This is a genomic window from Massilia atriviolacea (genome assembly GCF_003953935.1).
Taxonomy (GTDB): Bacteria; Pseudomonadota; Gammaproteobacteria; order Burkholderiales; family Burkholderiaceae_D; genus Telluria_A; species Telluria_A atriviolacea.
The window spans coordinates 221,460-238,863 of record NZ_RXLQ01000009.1; the positions used below are offsets into that span (position 1 = coordinate 221,460).

Annotated in this window: 15 protein-coding genes; 7 read left to right on the forward strand and 8 right to left on the reverse strand. The window is 64.5% G+C overall.

The genetic code is table 11. From position 1 onward, the window contains the following. Positions 1–114 precede the first annotated feature (114 nt). Positions 115–312 (reverse strand): hypothetical protein, encoded by a 198-nt coding sequence (locus EJB06_RS18475; protein ID WP_126075480.1) that lies wholly within the window; start codon positions 310–312, stop codon positions 115–117. On the opposite strand from EJB06_RS18475, the gene EJB06_RS18480 reads away from it, so the two are divergent. The 3 genes from EJB06_RS18480 (at position 299) to EJB06_RS18490 (ending at position 3,107) form a co-directional block, all read left to right on the forward strand. Next, entirely contained in the window at positions 299–1,474 is a 1,176-nt protein-coding gene (locus EJB06_RS18480; RefSeq protein WP_198420859.1) for a carbohydrate-binding protein, read from the forward strand. The two genes, EJB06_RS18475 and EJB06_RS18480, sit on opposite strands and share 14 nt — an antisense overlap. A 191-nt stretch (positions 1,475–1,665) precedes the next feature. Further along, positions 1,666–2,499, forward strand: coding sequence for a hypothetical protein (locus EJB06_RS18485; protein ID WP_126075481.1), 834 nt, complete (start codon positions 1,666–1,668; stop codon positions 2,497–2,499). Beyond that, complete coding sequence (locus EJB06_RS18490) at positions 2,499–3,107, forward strand: RES family NAD+ phosphorylase (protein WP_126075482.1); 609 nt, start codon at positions 2,499–2,501, stop codon at positions 3,105–3,107. The genes EJB06_RS18485 and EJB06_RS18490 overlap by 1 nt, the downstream gene beginning before the upstream one ends. 21 nt (positions 3,108–3,128) lie before the next feature. Here the strand turns inward: EJB06_RS18490 and EJB06_RS18495 are convergent, their stop codons facing one another. Beyond that, positions 3,129–3,728: a short chain dehydrogenase gene (locus EJB06_RS18495; protein ID WP_126075483.1), complete on the reverse strand. Its 600-nt coding sequence runs from the start codon at positions 3,726–3,728 to the stop codon at positions 3,129–3,131. Positions 3,729–3,833: 105 nt separating this feature from the next. On the opposite strand from EJB06_RS18495, the gene EJB06_RS18500 reads away from it, so the two are divergent. Continuing rightward, complete coding sequence (locus EJB06_RS18500; RefSeq protein WP_126075484.1) at positions 3,834–4,718, forward strand: LysR family transcriptional regulator; 885 nt, start codon at positions 3,834–3,836, stop codon at positions 4,716–4,718. Positions 4,719–4,747: 29 nt separating this feature from the next. Here the strand turns inward: EJB06_RS18500 and EJB06_RS18505 are convergent, their stop codons facing one another. Genes EJB06_RS18505 through EJB06_RS18515 form a run of 3 tightly spaced genes read right to left on the reverse strand, consistent with a single transcriptional unit; the run spans position 4,748 to position 8,990 of the window. Next, positions 4,748–6,187: an efflux transporter outer membrane subunit gene (locus EJB06_RS18505; RefSeq protein ID WP_229427149.1), complete on the reverse strand. Its 1,440-nt coding sequence runs from the start codon at positions 6,185–6,187 to the stop codon at positions 4,748–4,750. A gap of 16 nt (positions 6,188–6,203) precedes the next feature. Then, positions 6,204–7,811, reverse strand: a complete 1,608-nt coding sequence (locus tag EJB06_RS18510; protein ID WP_126075486.1) for a DHA2 family efflux MFS transporter permease subunit — start codon at positions 7,809–7,811, stop codon at positions 6,204–6,206. Positions 7,812–7,820: 9 nt separating this feature from the next. Then, the gene (locus EJB06_RS18515; RefSeq protein ID WP_126075487.1) at positions 7,821–8,990 is read right to left on the reverse strand and encodes an HlyD family secretion protein; all 1,170 of its coding nucleotides are present in this window, start codon (positions 8,988–8,990) and stop codon (positions 7,821–7,823) included. A gap of 109 nt (positions 8,991–9,099) precedes the next feature. Between EJB06_RS18515 and EJB06_RS18520 the strand changes: the two genes are divergently transcribed. Next, positions 9,100–9,762 (forward strand): TetR/AcrR family transcriptional regulator, encoded by a 663-nt coding sequence (locus tag EJB06_RS18520; protein WP_126075488.1) that lies wholly within the window; start codon positions 9,100–9,102, stop codon positions 9,760–9,762. 87 nt (positions 9,763–9,849) lie between these two features. Continuing rightward, the gene (locus EJB06_RS18525; RefSeq protein ID WP_099875462.1) at positions 9,850–10,035 is read left to right on the forward strand and encodes a hypothetical protein; all 186 of its coding nucleotides are present in this window, start codon (positions 9,850–9,852) and stop codon (positions 10,033–10,035) included. A 143-nt stretch (positions 10,036–10,178) separates the two neighbouring features. On the opposite strand, the gene lpdA is transcribed toward EJB06_RS18525, so the two are convergent. From lpdA to aceE, 3 genes are all read right to left on the reverse strand, one after another. After that, complete coding sequence (gene lpdA / locus EJB06_RS18530; RefSeq protein ID WP_126075489.1) at positions 10,179–12,002, reverse strand: dihydrolipoyl dehydrogenase; 1,824 nt, start codon at positions 12,000–12,002, stop codon at positions 10,179–10,181. A 13-nt stretch (positions 12,003–12,015) separates the two neighbouring features. Beyond that, entirely contained in the window at positions 12,016–13,377 is a 1,362-nt protein-coding gene (gene aceF / locus EJB06_RS18535) for a dihydrolipoyllysine-residue acetyltransferase (RefSeq protein ID WP_126075490.1), read from the reverse strand. Between the two features lie 153 nt (positions 13,378–13,530). Continuing rightward, on the reverse strand, positions 13,531–16,227 hold the full coding sequence (gene aceE / locus EJB06_RS18540) for a pyruvate dehydrogenase (acetyl-transferring), homodimeric type (protein ID WP_126075491.1): 2,697 nt from the start codon (positions 16,225–16,227) through the stop codon (positions 13,531–13,533). A 299-nt stretch (positions 16,228–16,526) separates the two neighbouring features. Between aceE and folD the strand changes: the two genes are divergently transcribed. Further along, a complete protein-coding gene (folD, locus tag EJB06_RS18545) occupies positions 16,527–17,372 on the forward strand; it encodes a bifunctional methylenetetrahydrofolate dehydrogenase/methenyltetrahydrofolate cyclohydrolase FolD (protein ID WP_126075492.1) in 846 nt (281 codons plus the stop codon). The last annotated feature ends 32 nt before the right edge of the window (positions 17,373–17,404 follow it).

Genomic DNA, 17,404 nt, shown 5'->3' on the forward strand with positions numbered 1-17,404 from the left:
TTCCCTTGATGCAGGTTTTGACAAAATGCAAAATGTACAAGATACTCAAGGTCGGTGGAAGCGTTTCCATTGATCGTTTTCGCCGATAACATCGTCTTGACGTGGTTCTTGCACTTACGCAACCCCTCGACTATAAAATTCGGAGACTTTCAACATGAAGATAAAAACGATTAACGTCTTGCTGGCATCGGCATTGAGCGCCGGCATGGTTGCCGGTTGCGGCGGCAGCTCCTCAGGCGACAGCGGAAAAACCCCGGTCATGCCGGAGCAGACCGCCACTGCCGCAGGTTCCAGCGCCATGATGGCGTCCATCTGCACGCTCCAGGCGGAAGACTATGCCAACGCCTTCGACACCACGGCCGGCAATACGGGGAACCAGCACCGCACCGACAGCGTCGATATCGAAGCGACGAGCGATGCCGGCGGCGGTTTTAACGTCGGCTGGATTGCCAACGGCGAATGGCTGGCGCACAACAACGTCACCTTCCCCACCAGCGGCGCCTACACCATCGCCTACCGTGTCGCAGCCCCGTCCGCCGGCGGCGTGATTTCGGCCGACCTGAATGGCGGCACGATTCCGCTGGGCACCACCGCGGTTCCCGCAACGGGCGGCTGGCAGAACTGGACCACCGTGCAGCGCACGGTGAACGTCAATGCCGGCACCTACAACCTCGGCACCTTCATCAGCAACGGCGGCTTCAACCTCAACTGGATCAGTATCGCCGGCGCGAGCTGCGGCAATACGCCGCCACCGCCGCCGCCGCCGCCGCCGGGCTGGACCCTGGCCTGGGCGGACGAGTTCAACGGCAGCTCGCTGGACGGCTCGAAGTGGAACATCGAGGTCAACGGCAATGGCGGCGGCAACAACGAGTTGCAGTATTACACCGCGCGTCCGGAAAACATCCGTGTCACAGGCGGCGAACTGGTGATCGAAGCGCGCCGGGAAGCCTATATGGGCAAGCAGTACACCTCGGGCCGCATTACCACGCAGAACAAGGCCAGCTGGCAGTACGGCCGCATGGAAGCGCGCATGAAAATCCCGACCGGCAAGGGTACCTGGCCGGCCTTCTGGATGCTGGGTAATTCCATCAGCAGCGTGGGCTGGCCGGCAAGCGGCGAAATCGACATCATGGAACACGTCAATTCCGAAGCGGTCACCCATGGGACCATCCACTGGCAGGATCACAACAACGCGTATGCCAATTACGGCGGCCCGTCGGGCAACCTGGACTTCTCGCAGTACCACGTGTATGCGGTGGAATGGGATGCCTCGGTGATCCGCTGGTATGTGGACGGTAACAAGTTCCACGAGGTCAATATCGCCGGCGGGATCAACGGCACCTCGGAATTCCACGCGCCGTACTTCCTGCTGTTTAACCTGGCCGTCGGCGGCAACTGGCCTGGCAGTCCGGATGGCGCGACCGTGTTCCCGAACCGGATGCAGGTCGACTACGTGCGCGTCTATCGCAGGTAAGCTGGAGCGGGAGGGGACGCATGTTCTCTCCCGCTGTCCGCGCTTCGGGGCGCCCGGCACGGGCGTCCCGCGCGCGGGACGCAACGCTCCCGACAGCTAAACCGCTTGACCCGGCTCAATCAACGGGCTGTCTTGGTTGACTTGCCTGACATCCTTGCCTACACTGAAACGTACCATCCGTGGAGGTGTGCATGACTCATATCCCCAAGAACAAACCGGTTGATACCGGACACAGTGCTGCTGTTCAGCTATTCGACGAACTGGGAGACGTTTTCACCAAGCCCGCGTCGTTCAGCTCACCCGCGAGGTTGGCAAAGGAACTGGAAAAGCCGCTCAGCGTCTTGCAGGGTATTTCGCAGCAGGAGCGCGAAGCGCTGCAGGCGACCTTGGGCGCACTATGGGCCGAACTCGATAAACTGTCTGCCCTGACGGCCCCGCACGATCCTCAGAAAGCAGCTGTGCTTACCCGGCCTGGTACGCCGCACCTGCCAGCTTGCGCCGGCCAGCCCGGCAATCCCCTCGGTAGCGACGATGCCGTTGCGGCCAGCGAGGAGGATGCCCAAGTACGCGCCGTTCTGACCCGCGCGCGTCAGCGCGAAGCGCTGCCAATGTCCACCGATGCATCGGTGCGCGACGGGACCGCAGCGCTGGCCGCCATGCGGCGGGTATCGGGCGCAGCCTTGCTCGACCGCATCCATAACAAGGAACTGATCACGTCCGCGGAACTCCAGGAGCGCTTGGGCGTACGGCGCCAGTCCGTAAGCGACGCGGTGAAATCGGGCCGCCTGTTTGCCATGCTGGGGCCATCGGGAGAAAACTACTACCCGGCGTTTTACGCCGACCCGGCGCTCGACCGGCGCGCGGTGGAAAAAGTGGCGAAAGCGCTGGGCTCATTGCCTGCGGCGTCGAAGTACTTTTTCTTCACGACGGTCATCTCGACGCTGCAAGCAACTCCCTTGCAAGCCTTGGCAAAAGGACGGCTGAACGAGGTTCTCGTTGCAGCTTCAACATTTGCGGTGTGCTGATGACGGGGACATTCCCACTCCAGCGCCCCCCTGCAAACTTCCACGCCATCCACCTCGATATCGAGTCGGTTCCGCCGTCATCGCTATGCCGCATTTCGGGCCACAGTACAGGCGAGCCTTATTTTGGACGGAGCGCAGGCTGCCGCTTCGACGATGCATCGAAACAGTTCGGCACCTGCTACCTTGGCACCGACCTTCAAGTCGCTTTCGCCGAATCGGTCCTGCATAATCTCGAACCGAAGGACGGATGTTTCTGTGTTCCGGCGTCCGAAATTTCCCGGCGATTCGCCCTGCATTTCGACGGCCCCGATTTACGCCTGGCGAATCTGACAGGATCGTCACTGCTCGTCTTGGGCGGCAACGGAGAACTCACCGGGACTGCCGACTACAGCCTTTCGCAGCAGTGGGCGGAAGCGGTGGTTTTCCATCCGGAGCAAGTGGACGGCTTGATTTACATATCGCGCCGCGTCAGCGGCTCACTCGCCGTGGTGCTTTTCGAGCGGGACCGGGCAAGGCCGATCGACATGCGCATGACAGCGGCCGTGCCATTGCATGAGCATGTGGATTTTGTAAAAACAATGCGAACATTCAAGGTGCGCATTGTATGATGGCGCGCCTTCGGACACGATCTACCACACCCGGTACACCTGCCCCGTCTGCGCCCCTTCCACGCTGCGGCTGTACGCCAGCGCCACGCGGTCGGCCGAGGTTGGCTCGAATCCATAGAAATACGGCCCGTAGGCGTCGAGCGATTCTTCCAGCAGCGTCGGGCTGACGGCATTGATGCGCAAGCCACGCGGCAGCTCGATGGCGGCCCCGCGCACGAAGCCTTCCACCGCGCTGTTGACCATGCTGGCCGAGGCGCCGAAGCGGATCGGCTGCTCCGCCACGATGCCGCTGATCAGGGTAATCGATCCGCCGTCGCTCAGCCACTCCGCCGCCGCCTGCGCCACGTTCACCTGCCCCATCAATTTGCTGGCGATGCCGACCTGGAACTGCTCCGGCCCCAGTTCCGCCAGCGGCCCGAAATGCACGGCGCCGGCGGCCACCACCACCGCGTCGACCTTGCCGGCCTGCTCGAACAGGCGGCGCACCTGCGCGCTATCGCGGATATCGGCGCGCACGTCGCCGCTGTTGGCGCCCACGCTCACGATCTCGTGGCGCGCCGCCAGATGGGAAGAAACCGCCTTGCCGATGGTGCCGCTGGCGCCGATAACGATGATTTTCATGCTGACTCCCGATCAAGAAAAAGGTGAGCAGACAGTATCGCCCCGTTAGCAATGAAGATAAATGGACTAAGATGACGGATATTGCTCACTCATGATTCGGAATCGATGGACAAATTGCGCAGCATGGAGATTTTTACGGCGGTAGTGGACGACGGCAGCTTCACGGCGGCGGCCGCGCGTTTCGACATGTCGGCGGTCATGGTCGGCAAGCACATCCGCTACCTGGAAGAACTCCTCGGCGCGCGCCTGCTGGCGCGCACCACGCGGCGCCAGAGCCTGACCGAAATCGGCGAGCAGTATGCGGAGCAGTGCCGCAGCATCCTGGAACAGGTGCGCGCCGCCGAATCGGGCGCGGAAGCGATGCGCGCGGCGCCGCGCGGGCGCCTGCGCATCAGCGCCCCGGTCACCTTCGGCAGCGAATCGCTCTCGCCGCTGCTGCCCGCCTATCTCTCGCGCCATCCCGAAGTCGGTCTCGACCTGGAACTGAACGACCGCCTGGTCGACGTCGTCGACGACGGCTACGACGCCGCGATCCGCATCGGCGAACTCGATGACTCGGGCATGATCGCGCGCCGCCTGCGTCCCTACCGCATGCTGATCTGCGCCTCGCCCGATTACCTTGCGCGCCACGGCACACCGCGCGTGCCGGCCGACCTGGCGCAGCACGAATGCCTGGACTTCATGCACTGGAAAAAACTGGTGCGCTGGCGCCTGGACGACAACGACGGCGGCGCACCGGCGCGGGCCAGCCGCTTCCGCTCGAACAACGGCCAGGCGCTGAAACAGGCGGCGCTGGCGGGCTTCGGGATCGTGATGCAGGCGCAGGTGATGCTGGCGCAGGAGGTGGCCGCCGGACGCCTGGTGTCGCTGCTGGAAGCGCATATTCCCCAGGCGCGCACGATGCACATCCTGTATCCGCGCGACCGCCAGGCCACGCCGAAGCTGACCACCTTCGTCGACTTCGTGCTGGAGCACTTCGGCCCGCAGTAGTGCGCCATCGGCACCACTGCGGGCAAGTCTTAACGCGACGCCTGGGCGACGGTCGCCTCGGCCGCCGGCTGGGTCCAGCCGCCGCCGAGCGAACGCGCCACGGCCACGCTGGCCAGAAGACGCTGGGTGCGGATCTGGGCGGCAGCGCGGTCGGCGTTGAGCGAGCTGCGCTGGGCGTCGGTCACGTCCAGGTAGGTCGACACGCCACGCTCGTAGCGCGCCAGCGCCACCTGGTAGGCGCGCGCGGCGGCCTGCTGCGACTGGGCCTGCACTTCACCCTGGCGCTGGCGCTGCTGCACGTCCGACAGCGCGTCTTCCACTTCGCGCAAGGCGGTCAGCAACTTCGTTTCGTGGTTGGCGCGCGCCTCGGCGTAGCGCGCCTGCGACAGGGCCAGGTTGGCCTTGTTGCGGCCACCGTCGAACAGCGGCAGCGACAGCGCCAGCGGACCGATGGAAAACTGGCGCGCACCGCTCTCGCCCAGGTTGCGCAGGCTTTCGGAGGCATAGCCGAAGTTGCCGGTCAGGGTCAGCGAGGGATAGAACGCGCCTTCCGATACCGCCACCTGCGCATTCGCAGCGCGCAGGCCCGCCACGCTCGACGCCAGGTCCGGCCGCTGTGACAGCAGGCTGGCCGGCAGGCCGACCGGTATGGCCGGCGGCGCCGGCAGCTCCGCCTTGGCGCTTGCCGCGATCAGCGGCGACGAGGGCGACACGCCGACCAGGGTGGCCAGGCTGTGTTCGAGCAGGTTGCGCTGGCGCTGCACCTCGTGCAGGTCGGCCTCGGCGTTGGCGCGCTCGATGCGGGCGCGCGAGACATCGAGTTCGTTCGACAGGCCGGCCTCGAAGCGCGCTTCGACCAGCTGCTGCGATTCGCCGCGCGTGGCCAGGGCGTTCTTCAGGATCGCCAGTTCGGCATCCATGCCGCGCAGTTGCCAGTAGGTGCTCGCCACCTGCGCCGACAGCAGCAGGATCACGCCGTCGCGGTCGTCCTGTGCCGCCAGCGCCTGGGCATCGGCCGCTTCGACCACGCGCTTGACGCGGCCCCACAGGTCCAGCTCATACGATAGCGAGCCGCCGACAAGGTAGTTATTCCCTTCGATCGAACGGTGGCCCAGCGCCAGGCCCTGCGAGGTCTCGGCCGAACTGCGCGAATTGCCGACCGAGGTGCTCACATTCACGCTCGGCGAGAGCGCCGCGCGCAGGTTGCCCATTTGCGCCTGCGCCTGCAGCAGGCGCTGCGCGCTGGCCTTGACGCCCGGGTTGTCGCGCACGGCGCGCTGCTCAAGCTCGTCCAGGGTGGCGTCGCCGAACACGGTCCACCAGCTGGCCGGCAGGCGCGCGCCGGCCAGCTGCGCGGTGCTTGCGTGGCGCCAGGCCGGGTTGGCGGCGGCGACAGGTTCGACGAAATCGGCGCCGATGGTGGCGCAGCCGGACAGCGCCAGCAGCGCGCACAGGATCAGTGGCTTCAAGATGATTCTCCCTACTTTAATGAGCGCCCGCGCCGGGACCGGACGGGGCTTTGACGTTGTCGGCGAACAGCAGCGCGCCGACGCAAGCGAACAGGAATACGGCCATGATGACAAAGCCATCGTTGTAGGCCATGACGAAAGCTTCGCGCCGCACCACGCGGTCGATCAGGGCCAGCGCCTGGTTGGCGGCGGTGGCCGGGTCGATGCCGCTGGCGACGAAGGCCTGGCTCAACTGGTTCAGGCGTTCCTGCACCGGGGCCGACATGGCCGTCACCGACTGGCCGATGATCGCGGAATGAAAATGCTCGCGGTTGGTCAGCGTGGTGGCCAGCATGGCGATGCCGATCGAGCCGCCCAGGTTGCGCGTCATGTTGAACAGGCTCGATGCCGACGACATGTCTTGCGGCGGAATCTTGTGCATCGCAAAGCTCGACAGGGTCAGCATGATGAAAGGCTGGCCCAGGGCGCGCACGACCTGAGACCAGAACAGCTGGTCGTACCCGGTGGTCGCATCCATGTGCGAATTCATCAGGCACGAAATTCCGAACAGGGTCAGGCCGATCGAGCACAGGATGCGGTTGTCGACCTTGGACGAGAGCGCGGCGGCGAAGGGCATGACGAACAGCTGCGGCAGGCCGGCCCACATGATGACTTCACCGATCTGCATCGGCGTGTAGCCGGCGATCTGGCCCAGGTACAGCGGCAGCAGGAAGGACGATCCGTACAGCCCCATGCCGATCACCGCCGACAGCACCGTGGCGACGATGAAGTTGCGCTGCCCGTACAGGCGCAGGTTCACAAAGGGATCGGGGCGCGTCAGGCTGGTGACCGCCCACCCCACCAGGCCGATCAGCGACAGCGCGGCGAAGGTGACGATGAAGTTCGAATCGAACCATTCCTTCGAATTGCCTTCTTCCAGGAAGATGGTCAGGCAGCCCAGGCCCATGGCCATCAGGAAGATGCCGAGCCAGTCGGCCTTGAGCAGCAGGCCGATATTGCTGGCGCCGCGCTCCAGGCCCCACCAGATGCCGCCGATCAGCAGCAGGCCCGGCACCCAGTTGATGTAGAAGATCGACGGCCAGCCGTAGATTTCGGACAGGTAGCCGCCCAGGGTCGGGCCCATGGCCGGAGCCAGGGTCGCGGTCAGGCCGAAGATGGCCATGCCGACCGAACGGCGCGAGGCCGGCAGCTTGGCCATCACCAGCGTCATCGCCATCGGAATCAGGGCGCCGCCGGTAAAGCCCTGCAGCGCGCGGAACACGATCATGCTTTCCAGGTTCCAGGCGGAGCCGCACAGGGTCGAGAACACCAGGAACAGCGCGGTGGTGCCGATCATGTACATGCGCATGCCGAACACGCGCGCCAGCAGCGCGGTCATGGGAATGACGACGATTTCGGCGCACAGGTAGGCGGTGGAAATCCACGAGCCCTCTTCCTGCGTGGCCGACAGCGTGCCCAGGATGTCCTTGAGCGAGGAATTGGTGATCTGGATATCCAGGATCGCCATGAAGGCGCCCAGCATGCCGGCGGCGACGGCGATCCAGGTGCGCAGGTCGACCTTCTCGGCGATCGGCGGCGCTGCCGCCATGCTTGCGGCGGTCAGGGTGGTGGTCGGGCTGCTCATGAACGGGACTTAGTGGGCGGCGGGCGCGGGGGCGGCGACAGGCGCGGCTGCGGTCCTGGTGGCGGCCGGTGCGGCCTGGCCAAGTTCGATTTCGGCCAGCGCCGACATGCCGGGCACCAGGCGGCCGTTCAGGGCCTTGACGTCCTCGGCGCGCAGCACGATCTTGACCGGCACGCGCTGCACGATCTTGGTGAAATTACCGGTGGCGTTATCGGCCGGCAGCAGCGCGAACTGGTTGCCCGAGGCCGGCGAGAAGCTGTCGATGCGGCCGACCAGCGGGTGCTTCGGCATGGCGTCGATCACCACGTGCACGGCCTGGCCGGGCTGCAGGTCGGCCAGTTGCGTCTCTTTGAAATTGGCGGTAATCCAGACGTCGTCCTGCACGATGGCGGCCAGCTGCTGGCCCGGCTGGACGCGCGCCCCCACTTCCACGCTGCGCCGCCCAAGGCGGCCTTCGACCGGCGCCAGGATGCGGTTGTAGGCCAGCTGCTGCTGGGCGTCCTTCAACTGGGTTTGCAGGACCTTGATCTGGGCTTTTGCGACATCGCGCGCGGCGCTGGCGGCGGTGATCTGGGCCTGGGCCGCGACCACGGTGCCGCGCCGTGCCGAGACGTCGGCCACGGCGCCGGCGCGGCCGGCGTTGGCGGCATCGAGTTCGGCTTTCGAGACGGCTTTCATCTGCGCGTTATACAGCTGGCCGAAACGCTCGGCATCCTGTTTGGCGCGGGTCAGCTGCGCTTCCGACTGGACCACCTGGGCCGAGGCGGCGGCGGCCTGCGCGCGCACCTGTTCGACCTGGGCGTCGGCCTGCAGCACCTGCTGCTGGGCGCTGGCGATCTGCGCCTGGATCTGTTCGACCTTGACGCGCTGGTCGGCCGGATCGAGCTCGGCGATCACGTCGCCGGCTTTCACGGACTGGTTGTCGTCCACCAGCACCTTGGTCACCACGCCGGAAATGCGGGCCGACACCGGGTGCACATGGCCGGACACGAAGGCGTTTTCGGTCTCGACGAAATGCGAGCTGCGGTACCACATGCGGCCGCCGGCGCCGATGGCCGCCACGGCGATCAGGGCCAGCACGCCGCGCACGCGCCAGTTGGGCGGGGTCGCGGCGGGGGCGGCGACGGCGGGAACGGCGGCGGGGGTTGACGGCTCGGCCTGGGCTGGTGCTTGCGACATGGTACTGCTCCGATAATGAAATGGGGTAAGTGCATTATTCACCAAGCATTTCGCCAAGTCAAGAAATGAAACGGTTGCATTTCATTTTAGATTGAATTAGAGTGAGGGCATGACGACAGCCTCCCCTGCCCCCGTAGTTGCGCCCGCCAAATCGGCGGGCCGCCCGCGCGCCTGCGAGCTCGAAGCGCGCCACAACAACCTGATCGAGACCGCCGGCGAGCTGATGCTCAAGCATGGCTACGGCAAGGTCAGCCTGGAAACCATTGCGCGCGAAGCGCACGTGGCGGTGCGCACGATTTACGTCAAGTTCGGCGGCAAGGCGGGCCTGTTCCAGGCGGTGCTGCTGGCCAACCGCAGCCGCTTCTTTACGGCCAATCAGGTGGAAAGCGACATGCGGCCGCTCAAGCAGGTCATTTCCGAATTCAGCCTGCAGTTCTACGACATGATCACTGCGCCCGAAGCGCTGAGCATGCAGCGCATGGTGATTGCCGAAGCGGCGTCGAATCCGGAATTGTCGGTGTCGTTTTACGAAGCGGGGCCGCGCCAGACGCGCGAGATGCTGGGGCGCTATTTCGCGCGGCCGGACATCAGGGCGCAATTGCGCGAGGACCTGGCGCTGGAACTGGTGCCGACGTTCCTGCTCAATTGCGTGCAGGGCGAGTACTTCGGGCGCTTCCTGTTCCAGCCGGTGCCGCAGGTGCGCGAGGAAGTGGTGAAGGGACTGGAGCAGCGGCTCGACCTGTTTTACCGCAGCGTGCTGCGCCCGGCATAAGCGGCCGCGTGCCCGCGAGAATGTGCGCCAACGCACCGAAACGGTGCGTCTTTTCTGGCACAGTGACGCCCTTTCAAGGAGAACTGTATGAGCAAGTCTGCTCGCTACGAATGGCACGACCAGCAAGCGTCACTGAATGAACGTATGAAGGGTTTTCTCGAGAACCCCAACATGGAACAACTCGAAGCGGTGGTCGCGGAGATGCACGCGTATGCGGCTGCGGCGCGCTCGGGGAATATCGAGATTCCTGCGCGGTGGGTCAGTTTTCACTAAAGCGTGGAATAGAAAAAGCCCCGTTCACGTGATGCGTGAACGGGGCTTTTTTCTGGAGCCGTTACGGCCGATAACTTAAAAACCGTCGTTCCCGCCATTGGCAGAAACGACCTCCCGCGGAGGCGGGAACGACGGTCTCACGCTTACTTCTTGCGCACCGGCGGCAAGTCCGTGCACACGCCTTCGTACACTTCCGCCGCCATGCCGATCGACTCGCCCAGGGTCGGATGCGGGTGGATCGTCTTGCCGATATCGACGCCGTCGGCGCCCATCTCGATCGCCAGCGCGATTTCGCCGATCATGTCGCCCGCATGCGTGCCGACGATGCCGCCGCCGACGATGCGATGCGTCTCGGCGTCGAACAGCAGCTTGGTGAAGCCTTCGTCGCGGCCATTGGCCACCGCGCGGCCGCTCGCGGCCCACGGGAAGTGACCCTTCTCCAGCTTGATGCCCTTGGCTTTCGCCTCGTCTTCGGTAATCCCGACCCATGCCACTTCGGGATCGGTGTACGCCACCGACGGAATCACCTTGACGTCGAAGAAGGCCTTCTCGCCATGCGCCGCTTCGGCCGCCACGTGCGCCTCATGCACCGCCTTGTGCGCCAGCATCGGCTGGCCCACCAGGTCGCCGATGGCGAAAATGTGCGGCACGTTGGTGCGCATCTGCGCGTCGACCGGAATGAAACCGCGCTCGGTGACCGTCACGCCAGCCTTGTCGGCCGCGATCTTGCCGCCGTTCGGGCTGCGGCCCACGGCCACCAGCACCATGTCGTACAGTTGCGGCTCGGGTGCGGTCGCACCCGCTTCGGCCGCTTCGAAGGTGACCTTGATGCCCTCTTCCAGCGCTTCCACGGCGACCGTCTTGGTCTTGGTCATGACCTTGTCGAAGCGCTTCTCGTTGAACTTCTGCCAGACCTTGACCATGTCGCGGTCGGCGCCCTGCATCAGGCCATCGAGCATTTCCACCACGTCGATGCGCGCACCGAGAGTCGAGTAGACAGTGGCCATTTCCAGGCCGATGATGCCGCCGCCGATGACCAGCATGCGTTTCGGGATCTGGCGCAGTTCCAGCGCGCCGGTCGAGTCGACGATGCGCGGATCTTTCGGCACGAACGGCAGGTTGACCACGGCCGAACCGGCGGCGATGATCGCCTTCTGGAACTGCACGACCTTCTTGCTGCCGTCGGCGGCCGTCACTTCGATGTGGTTGGCGCTGACGAACTGGCCCACGCCCTGCACCACGTTCACCTTGCGCATCTTGGCCATGCCCGACAGGCCCGTGGTCATCTTGGTGATGACCTTGTCCTTGTAGGCGCGCAGCTGGTCGATGTCGATTTCCGGCTTGGCGAAGCTGATGCCGTGCTTGGACATGGCTTGCGTTTCATCGATCACGGCGGCCACGTGCAGCAGCGCTTTCGATGGAATGCAGCCCACGTTCAGGCACACGCCGCCGAGCGAAGCGTAACGCTCGATCAGCACCGTGTTCATGCCCAGGTCGGCCGAGCGGAAGGCCGCCGAATAGCCGCCGGGACCGGCGCCGAGGACCATCATCTCGCATTCGATGTCGACCTTGCCGTCATAGCTGGCCATGGCCGGCGCCGGTGCGGCGGCCACTGGCGCGGCCGGTTGCGCGGGCGCCTGCGATTCGGCCGCAGCGGCCGCAGGTGCAGGGGCGGGTGCGGCAGCAGGTGCGGCAGCGGCAGGAGCAGAAGCAGGAGCGGCACCTGCGCCGGCTTCGTCCAGCACCAGCAGCAGCGAGCCTTCGGCGATCTTGTCGCCCACCTTGACTTTGACTTCCTTGACCACGCCGGCATGGCTGGCCGGGATTTCCATGCTGGCCTTGTCGGATTCGACGGTGATCAGGGACTGGTCGACCTTGATCGTGTCGCCCGCCTTGACCATCACTTCAATGACTTCGACTTCCTTGAAGTCGCCGATATTCGGTACTTTTACCTCGATTGTGCTCATCGCTGTGTCGTCCTTATAACAAGGTCTTGCGCAGATCGGCCATGACTTCGGCCAGATAGGCGGTGAAGCGCGCGGCCATGGCGCCGTCGATCACGCGGTGGTCGTAGGACAGCGACAGCGGCAGCATCAGGCGTGGCTGGAAGGCCGCGCCGTCCCACACCGGCTTCATGGACGACTTGGACAGGCCGAGGATCGCCACTTCCGGTGCGTTGATGATCGGCGTGAAGGCCGTGCCGCCAATGCCGCCCAGGGACGAGATGGTGAAGGTCGCGCCCTGCATGTTGGCGGGACTGAGCTTGCCGTCGCGCGCCTGGCCGGACAGCTCGCCCATTTCGGTGGCGATCTGCGAGATCGATTTCTTGTCGGCGTCCTTGATGACCGGGACCACCAGGCCGTTCGGGGTGTCGGCCGCGAAGCCGATGTTGTAGTACTGCTTGAGAATCAGGTTGGCGCCGGTGGCGTCGATCGATGCGTTGAATGCCGGGTACTTCTTGAGCGCGGCGACGCTGGCCTTGATCACGAAAGCGAGCATGGTCAGCTTGACGGTCGACTTGGCCTTGGCCAGCGCGGCGTTCGAATCGACGCGGAACTGTTCGAGGTCGGTCACGTCGGACTCGTCGAACTGCGTCACGTGCGGGATCATAACCCAGTTGCGGTGCAGGTTCGGGCCGCTGATTTTCTTGATGCGCGACAGCGGCAGCAGTTCGGTCGGGCCGAATTTGCTGAAGTCGAGCGATGGCCATGGCAGCAGGTCGAGGCCCACGCCCGAGCCGCCGGCGGCTGCCTTGCTGCCGTTGCCCGGCGACGCGCTGGCGAGCACGCCCTTGACGAAGTTCTGCACGTCCTGCTGGGTGATGCGGCCTTTCGGACCGCTGCCCGGCACGCGCAGCAGGTCGACGCCGAGTTCGCGCGCGAACTTGCGGATCGATGGCGAGGCGTGCGCCTTGGCGTTCGATTGGGCTGGTGCAGCGTCGGCAGCAGGTGCTGGTGCCGATGCTGCCGCAGGTGCCGGCGCGGCTTGCGCAGGCGCTGGTGCGGCTGCTGGTGCCGGCGCCGGTGCGGCTGCTGGTGCTGCTACTGGTGCTGGCGCCGGTGCTGCTGTCGGTGCTGCGGCGGCTGCCGGTGCGGCGGCTGCGTCATCGCTTTCGAGGATCAGCAGCAGTGCGCCTTCGGCGACCTTGTCGCCGACCTTGATCTTGAGTTCCTTGACCACGCCTGCGTGGCTGGACGGGATCTCCATGCTGGCCTTGTCGGATTCGACGGTGATCAGCGACTGGTCGACCTTGATGGTGTCGCCCGGCTTGACCATCAGTTCGATGACTTCGACTTCCTTGAAGTCGCCGATATCCGGGACTTTGACTTCCACAATGCTCATAGCGTTTACTCCGTTCTTATTCGTTTAGTCGCGCGTCTGCGGCACCTCGGCAACTTGGGTTCCCGCCTGCGCGGGAACGACGGGGCTAGCGTCGTCATTCCCGCGCAGGCGGGAATCCAAGTTCAGCACGAGTGCTCAAACGTCGGGGCAAAGTTACTGGGTCACCGGATTCGGTTTGTCAGGATTGATGCCGTACTTGGCGATCGCATCGGCCACCACGGACGTCGCAATCACGCCTTCGTCAGCCAGCGATTTGAGCGCCGCCACGACGATATAGTAACGGTTCACTTCAAAGAACTCGCGCAGCTTGACGCGGCTGTCGGAGCGGCCGAAACCGTCGGTACCGAGCACCTTGTAGGTGCGGCCCTTCGGCATGAACGCGCGGATCTGTTCCGCGAACAGGCGCATGTAGTCGGTCGTGGCGATGATCGGACCGGCGGTCTTTTCCATCAGCTGCGTGACGTACGGCAGGCGTGGCGCCTCGGTCGGATGCACCATGCTCCAGCGCTCGGCGTCCTGGCCGTCGCGGGCGACCAGGGTCAGCGACGGCGCCGACCAGACGTCGGCCGCGATGCCGAAGTCGTTTTTCAGCAGTTCGGCAGCAAAAATCGATTCGCGCAGGATCGTGCCCGAGCCGATCAGCTGCACGCGCTGCTTGGCAGCCGCGTCGCCCGCCTGCAGCAGGTACATGCCTTTCAGGATGCCCTCTTCCGTGCCGGGGGTCAGGCCTGGCTGCTCGTAGTTCTCGTTCATCAAGGTGATGTAGTAGAACACGTCTTCCTGCTCCGCCACCATGCGGCGCAGGCCGTCCTGGACGATGACCGCCACTTCGTGCGCGAAGGTCGGATCGTACGGCAGGCAGTTCGGAATGGTCGCCGCCATCACATGGCTGTGGCCATCCTCGTGCTGCAAGCCTTCGCCGTTCAAGGTCGTGCGGCCGGCCGTGCCGCCCATCAGGAAGCCGCGTGCGCGCATGTCGCCCGCCGCCCACGCCAGGTCGCCGATGCGCTGCATGCCGAACATCGAGTAGAAGGTGTAGAACGGGATCATGATCCGGTTGTTGGTCGAGTACGAGGTCGCCGCGGCGATCCAGGAGCTCATGCCGCCCGCTTCGTTGATGCCCTCTTGCAGGATCTGGCCGGCCTTGTCTTCGCGGTAGTACATGACCTGGTCCTTGTCGACCGGCTCGTACAACTGGCCCTGCTGGTTGAAGATGCCGATCTGGCGGAACAGGCCTTCCATGCCGAAGGTCCGCGATTCGTCGACCAGGATCGGCACGATGCGCTGGCCCAGGTTCGGGTCGCGCAGCAGGGTCGAGATGATGCGGACAAAACTTTGCGTGGTCGAGATTTCACGGCCTTCTGCGGTCGCGTCCAGCACGTTCTGGAAGGCCGACAGCGCGGGCACCGGCAGCGATTCGGCAGCTTGCGGACGGCGCTGCGGCAGGTAGCCGCCCAGCAGTTCGCGGCGCTTGTGCAGGTAGACCATTTCCGGCGCATCGTCGGCCGGCTTGAAGAACGGAATTTCGGCCAGCTTGTCGTCGGGAATAGGGATCGCAAAGCGGTCGCGCATTTCGCGGATCGCTTCGTCGTCGAGCTTCTTGGTCTGGTGCGCGGTGTTGCGCGCTTCGCCGGACTTGCCCATGCCGAAGCCCTTGACGGTCTTGACCAGCAGGACGGTCGGGGTGCCCTTGTTTTCCTGCGCGATCTTGAAGGCGGCATAGATCTTGTGCGGATCGTGACCGCCACGGGTCAGGCGCCAGATGTCGTCGTCGGTCATGTTGGCGACCATTTCCAGCAGCTTCGGATGCTTGCCGAAGAAGTGCTTGCGCACGTAGGCGCCGTCCTTGGCCTTGTAGTTCTGGTATTCGCCGTCGACGGTTTCCATCATCACGCGCTGCAGGATGCCTTCCTTGTCCTTGGCCAGCAGCGTGTCCCAGCCCGGGCCCCAGATGACCTTGACCACGTTCCAGCCGGCGCCGCGGAAGTCCGCTTCCAGTTCCTGGATGATCTTGCCGTTGCCGCGCACAGGGCCGTCGAGGCGCTGCAGGTTGCAGTTGACGACCATGACCAGGTTGTCGAGGCGCTCGCGCGCGGCCATGCCGATCGCGCCCATCGATTCCGGCTCGTCCATCTCGCCGTCGCCGCAGAATACCCAGACCTTGCGGTTGGAGGTATCGGCGATCGAACGCGCGTGCAGGTACTTCAGGAAGCGCGCCTGGTAGATCGCCATCAGCGGGCCCAGGCCCATCGAGACGGTCGGGAACTGCCAGAAGGTCGGCATCAGTTTCGGGTGCGGATACGACGACAGGCCCTTGCCGTCGACTTCGCGGCGGAAATTGAGCATCTGGTCTTCCGACAGGCGGCCTTCCAGGAAGGCGCGCGCGTAGATGCCGGGCGAGGAGTGGCCTTGCAGGTACAGCAGGTCGCCGCCATGGTCGGCGGTCGGGGCGCGCCAGAAATGGTTGAAGCCGATGCCGAGCATGTTCGCCAGCGAGGCGAAGCTCGAAATGTGGCCGCCCAGGTCGCCGTCGGCGCGGTTGGCCTTGACCACCATCGCCATCGCGTTCCAGCGCATCCACGAGCGCAGGCGCTCTTCGTACTCCAGGTTGCCGGGGCAGTGTTCTTCGAGGTGGGCGGGGATGGTGTTGACGTAGGCGGTGTTGCTGGAAAACGGGATGTGGGCGCCGCGGCGGCGGGCCAGGTCGACCATGCGTTCCATCAGGTAGTGCGCGCGGTCGGTGCCTTCATTTTCAATGACGGCTTCGAGCGCGTCGAGCCACTCCTTGGTTTCGAGCGTGTCGGGATCGTTGGCGGCTGCTGCCGTCAACTGGTCGAGTTGAGCTGACATTGATGCGTCTCCTTTGTTAGTGCCCTACCCGATCGACATCGACGGCGGACGTTTTGCTGATTATTTACCAATACCCAAATTTAGTGGAGCAATTCTAACAGCAGTTTTCCGCTTTTTCAAATTACGATATATCGTTTCATATTGTGGAATTTAGCTTGACGTGAACGTCAAGTCCATCTTTCTTTCAGTGCAAGATTATGGTCGCTTGCGGGGATTCGGGGCACGCGATAGCGGCACTGGCTTTATAATCCCGCTTTTCTCCGCACTCTTTCTTCCCACTCTTTTCCCGGCTAAAAATCATGTCCGCTCAACTGATCGATGGTGTTCTCCTCTCCCAACAATTACGCGCAGAAATCAAGCAGCGCGCCGCCGTCCTGAGCGCCAAGGGCAAGCAGCCCGGGCTGGCCGTGATCCTGGTGGGGGAAGACCCGGCCAGCCACGTGTATGTGCGCAACAAGGTCAAGGCCTGCGCCGACGTGGGCTTCCATTCGACCCTGGAAAAGTACGACGCCGACCTGACCGAAGCGGCCCTGCTCGAGCGCATCGCCAGCCTGAACGCCGATCCGGCCATCCACGGCATCCTGGTGCAGATGCCGCTACCGAAGCACATCAACCCGAACAAGGTGATCGAAGCGATCTCCACCACCAAGGACGTGGACGGCTACTCGGTGCTCAGCGCGGGCGAACTGATGACCGGCCTGCCGGGTTTCCGCCCGTGCACCCCGTACGGCTGCATGAAACTGATCGAGAGCACGGGCTACGACCTGCGCGGCAAGCACGCGGTCGTGATCGGCCGCAGCAACACGGTCGGCAAGCCGATGGCGCTGCTGCTCTTGCAAGCGAACGCCAGCGTGACCATATGCCATAGTGCGACGCCGGACCTGGCTTACCACACGCGCCAGGCCGACGTGGTGGTGGCCGCCGTCGGGCGCCGCAACACGCTCACCGCCGACATGGTCAAACCCGGCGCGATCGTGATCGATGTGGGCATGAACCGCGACGATGACGGCAAGCTGTGCGGCGATGTGGATACCGCCGGCGTGCGCGAGGTGGCTTCCCACATCACCCCGGTACCGGGCGGCGTGGGGCCGATGACGATTACCATGCTGCTGATGAACACGGTCGAGGCAGCCGAGCGCGGATAAGCACGCGCGCTGTGCGGCGCCTTCGACGATTA